General features: G+C 67.9%; 12 protein-coding genes and 1 pseudogene. 9 read left to right on the top strand and 4 right to left on the bottom strand.

The genetic code is table 11. The features are described 5' to 3' along the window. Positions 1–178: 178 nt before the first annotated feature. Positions 179–835 (top strand): annotated as a pseudogene (locus A6A06_RS21635) (IS5 family transposase); the annotation flags it as partial. A gap of 148 nt (positions 836–983) precedes the next feature. Here the strand turns inward: A6A06_RS21635 and A6A06_RS21630 are convergent. Beyond that, positions 984–1,685 carry a TetR/AcrR family transcriptional regulator gene (locus tag A6A06_RS21630; protein ID WP_073762911.1) on the bottom strand — a complete coding sequence of 234 codons (702 nt, stop codon included), beginning with the start codon at positions 1,683–1,685 and terminating at the stop codon, positions 984–986. Between the two features lie 87 nt (positions 1,686–1,772). On the opposite strand from A6A06_RS21630, the gene A6A06_RS21625 reads away from it, so the two are divergent. From A6A06_RS21625 to A6A06_RS21615, 3 genes are all read left to right on the top strand, one after another. After that, complete coding sequence (locus A6A06_RS21625) at positions 1,773–2,903, top strand: FAD-dependent oxidoreductase (RefSeq protein ID WP_073762910.1); 1,131 nt, start codon at positions 1,773–1,775, stop codon at positions 2,901–2,903. A 418-nt stretch (positions 2,904–3,321) separates the two neighbouring features. Then, entirely contained in the window at positions 3,322–3,555 is a 234-nt protein-coding gene (locus A6A06_RS21620) for a DUF397 domain-containing protein (protein ID WP_079194273.1), read from the top strand. Positions 3,556–3,695: 140 nt separating this feature from the next. Beyond that, a complete protein-coding gene (locus A6A06_RS21615) occupies positions 3,696–4,541 on the top strand; it encodes a helix-turn-helix domain-containing protein (RefSeq protein ID WP_443333772.1) in 846 nt (281 codons plus the stop codon). A 31-nt stretch (positions 4,542–4,572) separates the two neighbouring features. Here the strand turns inward: A6A06_RS21615 and A6A06_RS21610 are convergent, their stop codons facing one another. Both A6A06_RS21610 and A6A06_RS41875 read right to left on the bottom strand, forming a co-directional pair. Further along, positions 4,573–5,391, bottom strand: coding sequence for an SAM-dependent methyltransferase (locus tag A6A06_RS21610; RefSeq protein WP_073762907.1), 819 nt, complete (start codon positions 5,389–5,391; stop codon positions 4,573–4,575). A gap of 661 nt (positions 5,392–6,052) precedes the next feature. Further along, on the bottom strand, positions 6,053–6,883 hold the full coding sequence (locus A6A06_RS41875; RefSeq protein WP_199931047.1) for a hypothetical protein: 831 nt from the start codon (positions 6,881–6,883) through the stop codon (positions 6,053–6,055). Positions 6,884–8,601: 1,718 nt separating this feature from the next. Between A6A06_RS41875 and A6A06_RS21600 the strand changes: the two genes are divergently transcribed. Beyond that, positions 8,602–10,011 carry a lamin tail domain-containing protein gene (locus tag A6A06_RS21600; RefSeq protein ID WP_079194201.1) on the top strand — a complete coding sequence of 470 codons (1,410 nt, stop codon included), beginning with the start codon at positions 8,602–8,604 and terminating at the stop codon, positions 10,009–10,011. Between the two features lie 13 nt (positions 10,012–10,024). Here the strand turns inward: A6A06_RS21600 and A6A06_RS21595 are convergent, their stop codons facing one another. Next, entirely contained in the window at positions 10,025–10,681 is a 657-nt protein-coding gene (locus A6A06_RS21595) for a class I SAM-dependent methyltransferase (protein WP_199931046.1), read from the bottom strand. Between the two features lie 276 nt (positions 10,682–10,957). On the opposite strand from A6A06_RS21595, the gene A6A06_RS41870 reads away from it, so the two are divergent. The 4 genes from A6A06_RS41870 to A6A06_RS21580 all read left to right on the top strand — a co-directional run bounded on the left by A6A06_RS41870 (position 10,958) and on the right by A6A06_RS21580 (position 15,087). Then, positions 10,958–11,110, top strand: coding sequence for a hypothetical protein (locus tag A6A06_RS41870; protein ID WP_199931045.1), 153 nt, complete (start codon positions 10,958–10,960; stop codon positions 11,108–11,110). 136 nt (positions 11,111–11,246) lie between these two features. Further along, complete coding sequence (locus tag A6A06_RS21590) at positions 11,247–13,265, top strand: B12-binding domain-containing radical SAM protein (protein ID WP_073762903.1); 2,019 nt, start codon at positions 11,247–11,249, stop codon at positions 13,263–13,265. Beyond that, positions 13,262–14,263, top strand: coding sequence for a multinuclear nonheme iron-dependent oxidase (locus tag A6A06_RS21585; protein ID WP_073762902.1), 1,002 nt, complete (start codon positions 13,262–13,264; stop codon positions 14,261–14,263). The genes A6A06_RS21590 and A6A06_RS21585 overlap by 4 nt, the downstream gene beginning before the upstream one ends. Continuing rightward, complete coding sequence (locus A6A06_RS21580) at positions 14,260–15,087, top strand: hypothetical protein (protein ID WP_199931044.1); 828 nt, start codon at positions 14,260–14,262, stop codon at positions 15,085–15,087. Before A6A06_RS21585 ends, A6A06_RS21580 begins: the two co-directional genes overlap by 4 nt. Positions 15,088–15,090: the final 3 nt, after the last annotated feature.

Raw genomic sequence — 15,090 nt, 5'->3', positions numbered from 1 at the left:
GGGTCAGGCTGGCCGGCAGATCACCGCGCGCCTGCCCAGTACCAAGCGCGCCCCCTTAGGACTCCTCACGAAATGAGACCACCGGGTCGCCGGGAATGACGGCATGTCAGCCCTCGTTGAAGCTGGCTGAAGGGGGTGCGACCCAGTCAAAGCAAGGAGGACTGCTGCGAAACCATGGATGGTGGACGATGCACTGTGGTCGCGTATCGAGTCGCTGCTGCCAGTCGTCCCATGCAACCCCCGACATCCGGGGTGGAACGAAGCAGGCGTCTGGCAGAAGCTGCACGAGCTGCTGCTTGCCGAACTGCGCGCGGCCGACCTGCTGGATTTCTCTCGCGGCGCGGTCGACTCCAGCGATGTCCGGGCGATGAAGGGCGGGCCGGCCACCGGCCCGTCCCCGGTGGACCGAGCGAAGACCGGCAGCTGGCATCACATCATCGTCGACGCCCACGGCATCCCCCTGGCCACCACGGTTACCGGCGGGTACCGCAACGACGTCACCCGACTGATCCCGCTGATCGAAGCCATTCCGCCGATCCGCGGCAAGCGCGGACAACCACTGCGCCGCCCGCGGCACCTGTACGCCGGTCGCGGCTGCGACCACGACGTCTGCCGTGACAAGGTCCGCCGGTTCGAGATCACGCCGCACATCGCCCGGCGGGGCACCGGCCATGGCTCCGGACTCGGGGTGTAGCGCTGGGTCGTGGAAGGCGCGCTCGCGCTGCTGCACTGGTTCCGCCGCCTGCGCATCCGCTGGGAGATCCGCGCCGACATCCACGAAGCCTTCGTTACCCTCGGCCGCGCCGTTATCTGCTGCTGGTGGCGGCGGCTTCGTGACGTCGCTCTTCAGCCCCAAGACCAGGGCTGCCGACTGCCGGGACAGATGAGGACGGAATGTACGCCGAGTCGTGCGAATGCTCTCACCCATCGTCCCATCCGCCGTTGTGCTGCAGAGGGGTTGGCTTTCGGCGAGGGCTCGGCACCTACCGGGCAGGGTTGTCCGTCCCCGCGCGGGTCATGGTCTCGATGCCGGCGAGGATGAGGTCGATGCCGGTGAGGAACTGGGCGCGATCGTCGTGTTCGCGCAGTTGTGTCCTGGCTTTGTGTACAGACGGGTACCTGGTGGGGTCGAGCCGCGCCCACTGGGCGGCGACGTCGGCGAGGAACTCTGACCGGTCCATCTTGCTGTTGGCCAGGGCGCGGGCGTTGGCGGCATTCTGTTCGGCGACCCCGAGGATGTAGGTCACGAGCGTGAACCCGCAGTCGGGCATGGCCCGTTCGGGCACCTGGAGTGCCAGCAGTTGCCTGCTGACGGCCTCGTAGATGTCCGCCAGGGCCGGGCGCCAGGGCTCGCGAGTGAGCTGGGCGCCGACCCAGGGGTGGGCATCGATCGCGTCGTACAGGCCGAGCGCGAGGGCGCGCAGCGACTGTGCGGGCTCGGCGTCGGGGGCGAGGTCGGCCACGGCGCGGGCGATGACGTCGTCGGTGGCCGCCGCGAGCAGGTCGTTCCGGTTCGCGACATGGTGGTAGATCGCCCCGTATCCGGTGGCCAGGCGCACGGTCAGCGCCTTCAGGGTCAGTGCGTCCTCGCCCCCGGCGTCGAGCATCTCGGTGGCGGTCTGGACGATCACGTCCCTGGACAGCGCCTGCGTACGTCGGGGAGCCCGGTGGGCCTTGGTCGCCATGGCTCGTATTCTGCCACGGTTGGATCGCCACTCCAAACGCGTGCTAGCGTCATTGGAGTAACGATCCAACAAGTTTCGGGGGACCCGATGACCACACCCGTCACCATCGTCGGAGCCGGCCTCGGCGGCCTCGTCCTGGCCCGCGTCCTGCACGTGAACAACATCCCGGTCACCGTTTACGAGGCCGACCCCTCGGCGGGTTCGCGTACCCAGGGCGGGCTGCTCGACATCCACCCGTACAACGGGCAGCAGGCGCTCGAGGCGGCCGGCCTGATCGAGAAGTTCCGCGACCTCGTCCTGCCCGGACGTGAGTCATACCGGGTGCTGGACCAGGCCGGGACCGTCCTGCTCGACCTGCCCGACGACGGCGAGGGCGAGCGTCCCGAAGTCTCGCGCGGCGAGCTGCGCCAGATGCTGCTCGACTCGCTGCCGGAGAGCGTCGTGCACTGGAACCGAAAAGTGCGCGGCCTGCACAGCCTCGGCGGGGGCCGCCACGAGCTGCGCTTCGCCGACGGCTCCACCGTCTCCACGAGCCTGCTGGTCGGCGCGGACGGGGCGTGGTCGCGCATCCGGCCGCTGCTCTCGGACGCCACCCCCCACTACACGGGCTACATCTCCATCGAGTGCTTCCTGTTCAACAGCGACACCCGCCACCGCCCCACGGCGCAGGTGGTCGGCACCGGATCGCTCTTCGCCCTCGCGCCGGGCAAGGGCCTTCTCGCCCACCGCGAGCGGCACGGCACCCTGCACACCTATGTCCAGCTCAAGGCACCGCGCGACTGGCTCGCCGACATCAACGCATCCGACAGCGCAGCCGTCTCGGCACGGGTGGCCGCCGAGTTCGCCGGATGGGCCCCCGAGCTGACCACGCTGATCACCGAAAGCGCCATCGCACCGGTCGTGCGCTACCTGCACACCCTGCCGACCGGGCACAGCTGGGCCCGGGTGCCCGGGGTGACCCTGCTCGGCGACGCCGCCCACCTCGCCGCCTCCAACGGGGAAGGCGCGAACCTGGCCATGCTCGACGGAGCCGAACTCGGCCAGGCCATCGCCGCCCACCCCGGCGACATCGAGACCGCGCTGGCCGAGTACGAGCAGGCCATGGTCCCGCGGGCCGCCGCCGAAGCAGGAGGGGAGGACACCTACGACCTCATGCTCGGCAACGACGCGCCCCACAGCTGGGTCGCCATGATGACCGGCAGCGAGCAGGAAGCGTGAACACCCCTGTCACCGAGCCCGGCCGGGGGCACAGTGAGGCCGGACATGAATAACCCTCCCCGCCCGACCCACCCTAACGATCTCCGAGGTTCAAAAGCAGCTACTCACTCACGGTCTTCGTGGCGCCATTTTGTGAGGAGTCCTTGGCCCGGGGCCATCGGCGTCAGTCAGAGCCGATCATCGGCGTGCCGCGTGCGCGCCGGACTGCCGCACAAGAGGGCTTAGAAAACAGGGACGCAGGACGGCTCCAGTGCTTCCGGTGACTGAAGGTTCTCAACTCCCCCCGTACGAGTAGCTGCCTGCCCTTCGAGAGTTCACTAGCATTTGCATGGATGGGCATCATGCAATCCCATATGGGAATCGCTCAGCGCAGCACAACATGCAGGCAAGGTCCGATCGCACGAAGGTGGGGATGTTGATGCAGGTTGACAATGGCGTTGCCGCCAACGAGCTTTCCGGCGTGACGTGGCAGAAGGGGAGCACAAGCCTTGGGGACGGCAACTGCATCGAGGTTGCCGCGCTGCCTGGAGGGGGCGTAGCTATACGCAACTCCCGTCATCCCGACGGGCCGGCCTTGGTGTTCACCACGGACGAGCTTGCGGCGTTCGTCGCAGGTGCCAAGGGTTCAGAGTTCGATCACCTGACGATCTGAACGGTGAACCTTAGGCCATAGCTTGGATCGACGGACTCCGAGACGGCATGCTGGGTACGCTAAGTCCCGTCTGCCTTCTCGGAGTTCACATGTCCGCGTCTCGCCTTGCGCGTGTTCAACCTGAGGCGTCTGTCGTTCCCCTGCAAACGGCGCCCTCTCGTGCTGTCGCGGGTCGACTGCTGGGCGAGGAACTGCGCCGGTGGCGGGAGTCGCGAGGGCTGACGCTGAAGGACGTGGCCCCGGTCATCCGCGGGTCGACGTCAAAGATCAGCAGGTTGGAGCGCGGAGAGAGCCCTCCCAAACCGCGGGACGTGCTGGACCTGGCTCGTCACTACGGTCTCGGCCAAGAGGAGATGCAGTTGGTCGAGCGGCTCCTGGAGCAGGCTCAGGACTGCGAGTGGTACGAACAGTTTTCGGATGTGACCCCCACCTACCTGCGACGCCTCATTCAGCTGGAGGGCTCTGCACAGAAGATCTGCACCTTCGAGAACCAGGTGGTCCCCGGATTGTTGCAGACACGCGAGTACGCCCGGGAGATTGTCCGGCTCGTGATGCCCGGCGCCTCGGAGGACGAGATCGACCGGGTCGTGGAGCTACGGATAAGGCGCCAGCTCATTCTGGCGGACGGTATACCCCGGCTCACCGCCTTGCTCGACGTCAGCATCCTGTACCGGCGCCGCGGCAGTGATCTGGTCATGCGGGAGCAGATGGAGCATCTGCTCCGCGCGGCCGGCACCGCCAAGGTGAATGTACGTGTGATCAAATTGGAAAGCGTAACGCCTCCGCATCCGATCACACACCTGGTGTTTCCTGAAGGAGGGCCCTCGGAACTCGCGTATGTCGAACTCATCAGGAGTGCGAACTACGTGACTCGGACCAAGACCCTCGACGATTACCGGAAGATACTGACCCATCTGCGTGACGTCGCCGCCAGCATGGAGGAGAGCCGGGACATCATCGTGGAGGCCGCAGAACGGTATCGCTGAACGGGACCGCCGAGGGCCCGCCCGGTTACACTCAGAGGAGACCCAACCCGCCCCATTCGACCCACTCCGTGGGCCGCATACCAGAAGGCGGAGGCGGTACATCGGGCCGCCAGTCGATCACATCCACCAGGCCGGGTTCCACGATGGTCATGCCTTCGAAGTACCGCCGGACTTCGTGTTCTTCTCTCACGCGACCCCAGCGGTTACGAGTGCTATCAGCCATCAGACGGGTGACATCACGGCGAACGGCGGGGTCATCGCTGACCAACTGACAGATGACCATGCAACTGCCCGGTGGAAGCGCCGCAGCGACTCTCTTCACCAAAGCTGCAGGGTCTCGTTGATCATCCGCGTCCGGCAAGCAGTGCAGGACCGAGACGAAGAGGGCCGCGATGGGCTTTGCCCAGTCGAAGAATTCCTTCGTAACCTCAAGGATCTGTTCGGTGTTCCGCATGTCCTGATCGATGACCATCGTATTGCTGTTCTCGTGCAGCGTCGTGCGTCCGTGTGCGAGCACCATCGGATCATTGTCGACGTATGCAACTTTCGCGTCACGGGATGCACGCTGAGCCACTTCATGCACGTTGTTCTGGGTCGGCAGACCGGATCCGTGATCGAGGAACTGTGTGATGCCGAAGTCGGTGACGATGATGCGCACGACGCGTTGGAGGAACTCGCGATTGGTGCGGGCCAATTGCTGGGAGTTCGGCACGATTCTCAGGAGTTTGGCGCAGGCGTCTCGGTCCACCTGGTAGTTTTCCACACCTCCCAGCAGCCAGTCATACATACGAGCGACACTGGGTATCTCCATGTCGATGTAGTGAGCTTGGGGTTCCTCCCCGTGGGGCATGCCCCCTCCTTGACGGCCTTAGCCGAAGGCCAGATGCAGTGGGAAAGACCCATCGTAGGGAGGGGCGAGGCTGCGCGCTATCGGACAACAGGGCTACACCCGAAGGTGTTAGAGCCCACAGGCGGGTGACAAATATGACCGGCGCACTACCCGCCGAGCGGGGGCGCCGACCGGCCACTGTCTATACCCAGCCGGGCGGCCACACAGGCCGGTATGGCTGCCAGAGCACGTTCGGCGCTTCGCAGGAGGGATCGCACGGCGTAGTCAGGCAATCCCATCAGCGCTGCCGTCCTATCGACCGAAAGGCCCAGGTGCCGCTGAAGAAGCACCGCGTCGGCCTGTGCCGCCTCCAGGAGACAGTGCACGCTCCACGCATGCCGGGCTCGGCAGTCCGCCCTGCCGCCGGCCTCTCGCCCCAGCAGGCTCCAAGCCACTGCTGCCGGACAGTTGCTGCGTAGAGCCGTCAGCCAATGTGTCGAGAGAGCATCGAAGGTGGTTCGTACACATTGTTCCGCCTGCGCGTGATCTCCGGTACGTACACATGCGTAGTGCAGGTACGGACCATGGTGCATCTGCCGGAACGCCAGATACTCCAACCGGAAACATATCGGAGCGCTGTCACCCTCCGGCACGGGCAGTGTCGGCCGGAGGTGGTGTGTGTTCACTGTGCAGGGTCTCCTTCCTGGGCCCCGCATGAGGAGGCGCCGGCTTTCCACAGCGCTCGGTAGGCATCTGGCTCGGCTCCCAGGTGCGTGAGCAGTGCACGAATCGTGTCCCAGGCCGGCATCGTTCGCCCGTCCAAAGCCGCTCCTACCACTGCGGCATCGAGGTCTGCCTGTGCGCACAGGCAGGAAAGCTCCGGGGCGCCGGCCGCCAGATGTGCTCCACGCAAAGCCGCCGACAACCGCTGCGGTGAATTCAGGGGCGTGAATGGTTCCGGCCCCCAGGCTCGCTCCCAGAGCAGACGCAGATCTCCGGGGGCGCCTCCGGTCGCCTCGGCCAGCATGTATGTCACCGGCCAGGACGGGAGTGCTCGCCCCTCGCACACCAGGGCCACCAAGCTGACCGGCAGAACGGTCCTTTCGGCGACCGCGGTCAACTCGACGTCTGACATATGCCGCAGGGTCGTCAGGGCTTTGGCCAGATGACGTACCGCCTCTTCCGCCACCGGAGGGACCGGCAGAACGTCGCAGCCGGAACCTTGTCCGGCGGTGAAGGGTCTGCTCCGGAGCTTCACTTCGCCGTCTGTTGCCGATTGGCGCCGAGCGAGGATCGTTTGAGCCTTGGCTCCTCCCCATCGGGCCCGCACGGACGCCTCGGTCGCTCCGGCAGCATCAGCGATCTCGATCCACCCGGAACCCTCGGATCGAGCTTCGATCACAGCCGCCGCTGCATAGCAGAGCGCATCTTCCCGCAGCCGCGCAGCCAGATCCAGCATGACGGCAAGAGACGGACGCACCTCAGAGACTGCCAGCATTTCCTCGACTGCCACGGCCATTTCGTCGGCTATCGCATGACTTCGATGGGGGCCCTGGGGCGCTGGATCGGCGCGCCTGTCGCGGTCCCGACGACGCTGGGCCCGGCGCCGGCACCGGGCGTTGCAGTAGTCTCGGCGACGCCCCCGTCCACTCTTCTGTGCAATAAGCTTTCCGCAGTCTCCACAGAGTTCCTGCTGTGAGGGCACAGTCACGGAAGCGCTTCCCTCCCGCCCTCATGACGCGTGGTGCAACTACGCGACATCCGGGGCAGCAGCTCCTCGCGGGCGCCACGATCCCGACAGTGACGCCCGCTCTGGTGTGGTGGTCAGCCTCGACGCAAGCGGACGAACCGCATGCCGCTGCAGCAAGACGCCACCAGCAGCATCACAAGAAGCGGCCCCACGATGTGGACCGGGCACTGGACAGTCGCGGACACCCACCAGATGAAGAGAATCACCAGGATCAGACTGCAGCAGACCCGGACGTCCCACAGACACGCAGAAGGAGTTTCATCGCGCCGCTGGAGCGGGATAATGCACCTGCGAAGCATCGGGGAGGCCGTAGCACGCTCCCGGTCGTTTCCAGGGGTCACTGAAGGCGCCTTTCTGGGCGTTGATGGCCTGTCAGGTGGCCTCGGGCCGCAACCCCGGGGCCACCGCACACAGTCCGCCATCACTTCGCTGCATGCGGTGAACTCACCATACCGTCGGATGTTGGCCCTTCACTTGCAAATCGTGCAGCCCGAACACTTTTCCCTCCATGCAAGTCGCTGGCGAATGCAAGGGCATCTGAATCGATCTCGTCCACGCATTCCATCACCGCCGGAGCGACATGCAGCGATCACAGCTGGCCATGGCTCGATCAGATCAGAACGACAGGCGTAAGAGGCCCACCTTCCCGAGGCAGATAACCCCTGTTCAGGCGCGATAGGCCCGCCCCATCCGCCTTCCGGGCGGAGCATTCACATGTGGAGCTGTCACGTCCAGCCACCTGCACAGGCACATGGGAATCCGACAGGACTCGCAGACGCTAATTTCGTAACGCTCATGCTGCCGCTTCCACATTCGTGAGAGATGAGGGCTTTCCCTCCGACCTGCAGAGCGATCCATCACGGATGCATCCCGGCATGCCCCATAAGGGCATCCCCCGAGCAAATCCCCACCGAAGTAACAAAGCGCGACGGAACAGTAACAGAGGGCTCGGTTCCGAGATTTCGCGCCCAGTCGACCCCGATCGCAGCTCGCCCCTGCGCTATATCTACCGCCGGATCGGGGCGCCCACACTGCGCACCACAAGAGTTCGCTTACCCCACGGGAACCCACCGCGCAACTCCGTCAACAGCGTCGATGCCCGCCAACCTGTCCAGTAGCGTCGCCGTAGACGCAACGACGGTTACCCGGCGATGAGCAGAGGCGAGCCATGGCCTTGCCGGATCCTCGCCCATGCCAACTCGCCCTTGGTCGCGCGTCCCTGGAGACCTGCCCCACCACCCGCACGGACAACGACTCCAGCTCAGCCGCCCACAGACTGGCGCCACCATGTGCGCGAGAGGACCTGGTGGAGTCGGCCAGGCGGGTTTCCACCCACGGTTTACCTCTGCCTGGAGCTGTCCGGTCTTCCATGAACCTTTCAGTCTTCGTTCACGTGGTGTCTGCATGGCAGGAGTCATCTCGTTCGGTCTGCGTCGGGACTGTGTGTCGCCCCCTCCTCCGCGACCTTTGGACGGACCACCGTGACCGCTTCACGTACGCGCCGCTTGTGCCGTGATTTCGCTCTTCTCCTCGTCACCGGGTCGGCACTGGCCGGTTCGCTGGCCGCCTCTCCTGCGCACGCGGCCCCGGCCGGTGACATCCGTATCAACGAAGTGGTGACCACCGGGGACGTCGAGGACTCGATCGAGCTCTACAACAAGGGCGCCGCGGCCGTCGACATATCGGGCTGGATCCTGAAGGACGACAAGGACGGCTCGAAGTACAAGATCGCCTCCGGGACCACGCTGACGGCGGGCGCTTCCCGCGCCTTCGACGTCCACGGCGCTTTCGGGCTGGGCTCGGACGACCGGGCCCGCCTGTATCTGGCGGACGGCAAGACCCTGGTCGACAGCTTCTCCTGGAGCAAGCACTCCGCCCCCTCCTGGTCACGCTGTCCCGACGGCACCGGCGCGTTCAAGGCGGCCAAGGTGACCCTGGGCGCCGCCAACGACTGCGGTGGCGGCGGCACCACACCCGTGGCGTGGCCCGGCAGCGGGAAGGTGACGACCGCTGACCCCGCCGACGTCTTCGGCGAGGACCTCAGCGGCCTCTACCAGGAAGGCGGCGTCATGTGGGCTGCCCAGAACAACGGCAGGCTGTGGCGTCTGGTCCGCAACGGTTCGGGCGGCTGGGCTCCCGACACCGGCGGCGGCTGGGCCTCCGGCAAGTCCCTGCGCTTCCCCGGCGGGTCCGGCCACCCCGACAGCGAGGGCGTCACCGTGGCCGGTGGCGGGTCCGCCACCGGCGTGTTCGTCGCCAGTGAACGCAACGGCGACGCCTCCGGCACCAGCCGCCTGTCCGTGCTGAAGTACGACGTCTCCGGCACCGGCTCCACGCTGACCGCCGCCAAGGAGTGGAACCTCACCTCCGACCTGCCGTCCGTCGGCTCCAACCTCGGCTTCGAAGGCATCACCTGGGTCCCCGACACCTACCTGACCGGAGCCGCCTTCAAGGACGCCGCCACCGGCGCCGCCTACGACCCGGCGCGTTACGGCGCCCACAGCGGTGGCGTGTTCTTCACCGGCGTCGAAGGCACCGGCATGATCTACGGCTACGTTCTGCAGGACTCCGGCGCCTTCACCCGCGTCGCGTCCGTCGACAGCGGCATGAGCGGCGTCATGGAACTGCAGTGGGAGCCCCAGGCCGCCCGCCTGTGGGCCGTCTGTGACGACACCTGCGACGGCCGGCACAGCACCCTTCGGATCGGCACCTCCGGCGTCTTCACCACCACCGCCGTCTACAACCGTCCCACCGGCATGCCCAACTACAACAACGAAGGCTTCACCTTGGCAGGGGCCGACGAGTGCACCGCGGGCTCCAAGTCCGTCTACTGGTCCGACGACAGCAACGACGATGGCCACGCACTGCGCAAGGGCACCATCACCTGCTGACTCCTGCTCCTCCCTATGAGGGCGGAGGTGAGGGCGGGCCGGGACACGACCGGCGGCGGAGTACGGCGTGCCGTGCCTGCCAGGTGGCCGCGTGGCTGCCGAACGGCGCGTAGTCGATCTCCAGGACGGTGAATTGGGGGTCGACCAGGGCGAGAAAGGTCTGTTCGGCCATGCGGGAGGGGCCTCGTGCCACGCTGTGTTCTGCCTCCACGGTGGCGGCGCTCGCGCCCACGTGGATCCAGAGGCCCCCCGGGAGGCAGACACGTGCCATCGCCTCGACGAAGTGACGCCTGTCCGGCGTGTGCGGTACGGCATGCAGGACGCCCCGCTCCAGTACGACCGGAAACCGGCCGAGCCGCGGTGGTACGTGCATGACGTCGGCCATCGTGAACCGGACCGGCAGCGCCGCGGGGGTCCGTGCACGGGCCAGTTCGATCGCCCGTGACGAGAAATCGCACCCGGTGACCTGGTAGCCGTGCTCGGCGAGCCAGCGCGAGGCGGCACCCAGCCCGCATCCGACGTCGATCACCTCTGCGGGAGGCGGGGCGTGACGGGCGAGCAGGCGGGCAAGGGGTGCGGTGGGCGGCTCGTCCCACACCGGGTCGCCGAATTGATAGGTCAGGTTCCATTCCTGTGCCGTCATGGGCTTCATGTCCCGTGGCTTTCCCATTGCGAGATGTTCCTCTTGTTCTTTCCTGACGGTCAAGGACAGCACCTCGGAACCGCGCCACACCGCATCGCACAGCACCACACCGCACGGAGCCGAATGCGTGCCACAGGAAGGTAATTCGCGACTCCACCGGCGTTGTGACCTCCGGTGGCCCGGAAGTACCGTGGGCCGGGAGCCGCTCCGGCCGCGCATGCGCGGCGCGGCTCGGAATCAAGAAATCAGCGCGAAACTGATCTTCCATTCGACAACCCGCCATGTTCCCATCAGGGAGGGGTCATGACCGCTCTGCGCCCCGAAGTGCCCGTCGAGGAAGAATTCCCGGAACTCGACGAACTGGAAGTGATTGATTCCAAGGAGCTGAAGCTCGGCGGCTCCTACCACGCTTACGTCTATATTGCCGCGGAGGACGTTTTCGAGACCGCCGACTGAGTCCCGTACCGGTTCCGCGGGCTGCGTGCGGTTCCGCCTCCGTCGTTCCCGGGGGTTCCGCGCTGCGTTACGCATTCACGCAGAGCGCGCCGTGCTGCCGTGGTGTACGGCCGTCCGGCGGGCAAGGAGGTGGGCCGTGCCGCGCGTACCGGCGGTGGACGGTGAGCCCGTCGACGTACTCCTCCTCTTCCCGCCGCAGACCGAAGCCAGGTTCTTTCCGTATCTGAGCCTGCCCTATCTCACCGGCCACCTGCGGCGCCGGGGCCGAAGCGTTCACCAGGCCGACCTCAACATCGCCCTGCTTCACGAAATACTGCGCGATCCACGCCTGCTGGACGCCCCTGCGCGTGCCCGTGGCGGCGACGGTATGAGCGACTGGTACCGCCGGGAAATGGCCCGTGCCGTCGACCGGCATATCCACGAGATCCGCGCACATGTCATGCGGAAGACGTCCCCGGGCGAGTTCGGCGCCGCACGCTCGGTGCGGCTCGCCCGGCAGGCACTCGAACTGTTCGTGCGGGACACCTTCCTGACATCGGCCTGGCACGGCCTCGACGAGCTGGACAGTGCGGTGCTGCGGGCGGCGGACCGGCCGCCCGCCGCGTCCGGACCGGCGGTGGAGGTGCTCCACCGGCTCGTGAACGAACTGCTCACCCGGCATCCGCCGCGCGTGGTCGGGCTCTCGGTGGCGTTCTTCAGCCAGCTCGGACCCGCCCTCCTGATCGCCGCCTGGGTGCGCAGACTCAGCCCGCGCATCAAGATCTGCCTGGGCGGACAGCAGATCATGCTCCGCGAAGCGAACCTCTCGGTCCTGCCCGGCCTCCGCCGTACCGTCGACGCCCTGTGCTGGACCGCCGGGGAGGAACCACTCGAACGCTGGCTCGACGCCCTCGACGGAACGATCCCCTCGACCGAGGTGCCCGGCATGACCTGGTCGCCGCGCGCGGGGAACGCCGCCCCCGCGGGGAACACCGCCCCTCCCCGCCGGGCACCGACCCTGCGTTTCCACGAATTCGGCCCTCCCGACCACATCGGCCTGCCGGTCCGCTCGTACCTCAACGAGGGCCTGGAGGTGGCGATCGTCTCCTGCGTCGGCTGCTACTGGGGGCGGTGCGTGTTCTGCGCGTACGGCAACCGGTCGCTGCCGCCCGGCAGGTACCAGCAGGCCACCGTGGGGCAGGTCGCCGACGCGGTCGAGACGGTGGTCCGGGACACGGGGACACGGTTCGTGGCGATCGTGGACGAGAACACCAACCTGCGCCTGGTCTCCAAGGCGATGCGCGCCGTGCGCGAGCGCGGGGTGCGGGTGCGGTTCGGGGTGCGCAGCCGGCTGGAGTCCAGCCTGACCGATCCGGCGTTCTGCCGGGCGCTGGCGGAAGCGGGCTGCGCCATGATCGCCGTAGGGTACGAGGGGAACTCGCAGCGCCTGCTCGACCTGATGGACCGGGGCGTGCGCGCCGCCGACTACCAGCGGATCGTGGACAACGTCACCGGGGCGGGAATCACCCTGCGGTTCTCGGTGATGGGCCATGTCCTGGACGAGCGTCCGGAGGAGTTCGAGGAGTCCCTGCGATTCCTGGCCGCCAACGAGCGGCACCTCGGCATCGACGCGCTCGAACTCATGGTGCCCGAACCGGGCAGCAGGCTCGCACAGGACCCGGAGCGTTTCGGGGTCTCGCTCGACGCCTCGGGCCGGCTGGCCGGAAACCCCGAACTGAGCTACCTCGGCGGCCGGGTCGGCTACCCGCTGACGGTGCACGGCGGTCCGTCGCGCACCGAGGCCCTCGCCCGGCTGGAGCGGGTCTTCCAGGTGGTGCGGCCCGGCCGGGTGAGCGCCGTGCACCCGCCGTCGCGCCGTGCGGCGGACCGGGGCGGCCGGCGTTCGGCCGACGCCGCGAGGCCGCATCCGTGGGTACGTACCGTGCCCGCCCGCCTCGACGCGGTGCCCGACCGCATCGTGGTGGCCGATCTGGTGTGGGAACGGTTCTACGCGTTGCCGTGCCGTGACGTCGAACAGCACCCCGACGGTCTGCTCACGGCCCGCACCGCCCGTGGACAGCGGCTGCTGGCGCGCCTCGTGGACGTGTCGGCCGCCGAGCCTTGCCGGGCGGTGCCCGCAGCCGCGGTCGCCCCGCACATCAGGAGGCCGACGTGACCACGCCCTCTCCCACCGCCGCGCGCACCACGGGCAGCGGGGCTGCGCACCGGCTGGGTCTCGGTGTCCTCGTGGACATGCCGTGGTCCGCAGAGGGCGTCGGCGGGCGGGGCGCCGGGTTCGTGGACACGGACGACGGTGGCGACATCCACCCCCGGCTGAGGGCCTTCTTCCGGCGTCACGGCGGTGACTTCGGCTATGCGGCCCACTCCTTCCAGCCACGCTCGCGTGCCCTCCCCCGGGCCGTCGACTACGTCCGCGCCTACGACCGGTTCGGGCAGGCGCTGCCTGCCGGCCTTCCCCGCGCCTTCCACCACACCGAACTGAACATGGGCACGCCCGAGCGCTACGACCGCCGGCCGGCCGCCGAGTTCGCCAACGAGCTCCACGCCCGGTACGGCTTCGCCTGGGTGGTGGAGGACCTGGGGATCTGGAGCCTGCGCGGGTGTCCGCTGCCGTATCCGCTGCCGCCGCCGCTGACCGGCCCCGGCCTGGAGATCGCCACCCGCAACGCGGCCGAGGCCGCACGGCTCCTGGTGCCGCCGCTGCATGTCGAGTTTCCCGGTTTCACCGAGGGCGGCTCGTTCGCGCTGGGCGGCATGGACGCGTTCGAGTACTTCGCCGGGCTGGCCGACGGCGCCGACGTGTGGGTGACGCTCGACGTCGGCCACCTGCTCAGTTACCAGTGGCTGCGCGGACGCACCGGCCCGTACATGTACGACGGTCTGGAGGCGCTCCCGCTGCGCCGCTGCCGCGAACTCCACCTGTCGGGCTGCCAGATCGTCAACGGGAGGTTCCGCGATCTGCACCACGGCGTGCTCCTCGACGAGCAGATCGCTCTCACCACCTGTCTGCTGGACCAATGTCCGAACCTCGTCGGCGTCACCTACGAAGATCCGGTGTTCCGTGAGGACGGCCGGCTGGTGGAGAAGTCCCGGCGCAATTACGACCGGCTCAGGGAGCTGGTCGCCGAGTGGCAGGGACAGGGGCCCCTATGAGGGCGCCTCCAGGACAGCAGTTGAACGGTCAGCAGCTCACCGACCTGCTGATGCGGCTGCTGCTGGACGCCCCTTTCAGGCAGCGCCTGGCCGTCGAAGGCGCCGCGGCGGTCGCCGCGGGGGCCGGTGAGCTGGAGTGCCTGGAAACGGTCGACCTCGCCGAACTCGACAGTGCCGCTCGCCAGTTCCGCACCGCGATCTGGAAGCCGGGCAGGGGCGGCGGCATCTCCGCCGCGTTCCCGCGCAGCCTGCGCATCCTCGCGGCGGCGGGCGTCGGGGACGCGGAACTGCTCACCGGGTTCCTCCGCTCCGAAGAGTTCGGCAGGTTCCGGCTGATTCCCCACACCGGGCGCGGACTGTCCGTGGAGGAAGCGTTCGCCTCGTACGTGCTGGGCTTCGTCGCCGCGTACGGGGAGCGGCTCACGAGGGCGGGCGCGGAAGCGGCGGAAGCAGTGGACGCAGCGCGAGCCCCCGTCGTGCTGCGCGAGACCGTGACGCACGAACTGATGACGGCCCTGTTCACGGCCCTGGTCCGGGAACAGCCGCTGTCGTTCGACATCGCCGCCGAGGGGATCGTCACGACCGGCCGGGGCCATGCGGCCCTGCGCCGGTACACGCCCCGCTCCGTCGCCTCCTGGGCGGACCGCCCGACGGCCGCCGCCCGGCCGGAGCGCGGGGAACCGGTGGCGTACGCGTACTTCGCCACACCCGCCGGGGTCACGCGCGGAGCCGTCTCCGCGCGGATCACCGCGGCGTTCGAGACCACCCCATCGGCCGAGGGCGACGCCGCCCGCCACGCGCTGTCCGGGCGCGGGCTCTGGTGAGGC

It is taken from the genome of Streptomyces sp. CB02923, assembly GCF_001905005.1.
GTDB lineage: Bacteria > Actinomycetota > Actinomycetes > Streptomycetales > Streptomycetaceae > Streptomyces.
The sequence above is the reverse complement of the archived record's forward strand: the minus strand, read 5'-3'. Positions and strand labels throughout refer to the sequence as shown.

Excerpts from the sequence above, each read along its gene's own strand:
- A6A06_RS21595 (WP_199931046.1), bottom strand. The coding sequence starts at position 10,681 with ATGGGAAAGCCACGGGACATGAAGCCCATGACGGCACAGGAATGGAAC.
- A6A06_RS21580 (WP_199931044.1), top strand. The coding sequence starts at position 14,260 with ATGAGGGCGCCTCCAGGACAGCAGTTGAACGGTCAGCAGCTCACCGAC.
- A6A06_RS21620 (WP_079194273.1), top strand. The coding sequence starts at position 3,322 with ATGCAGGTTGACAATGGCGTTGCCGCCAACGAGCTTTCCGGCGTGACG.
- A6A06_RS21610 (WP_073762907.1), bottom strand. The coding sequence starts at position 5,391 with ATGCCCCACGGGGAGGAACCCCAAGCTCACTACATCGACATGGAGATA.
- A6A06_RS21630 (WP_073762911.1), bottom strand. The coding sequence starts at position 1,685 with ATGGCGACCAAGGCCCACCGGGCTCCCCGACGTACGCAGGCGCTGTCC.
- A6A06_RS41870 (WP_199931045.1), top strand. The coding sequence starts at position 10,958 with ATGACCGCTCTGCGCCCCGAAGTGCCCGTCGAGGAAGAATTCCCGGAA.
- A6A06_RS21625 (WP_073762910.1), top strand. The coding sequence starts at position 1,773 with ATGACCACACCCGTCACCATCGTCGGAGCCGGCCTCGGCGGCCTCGTC.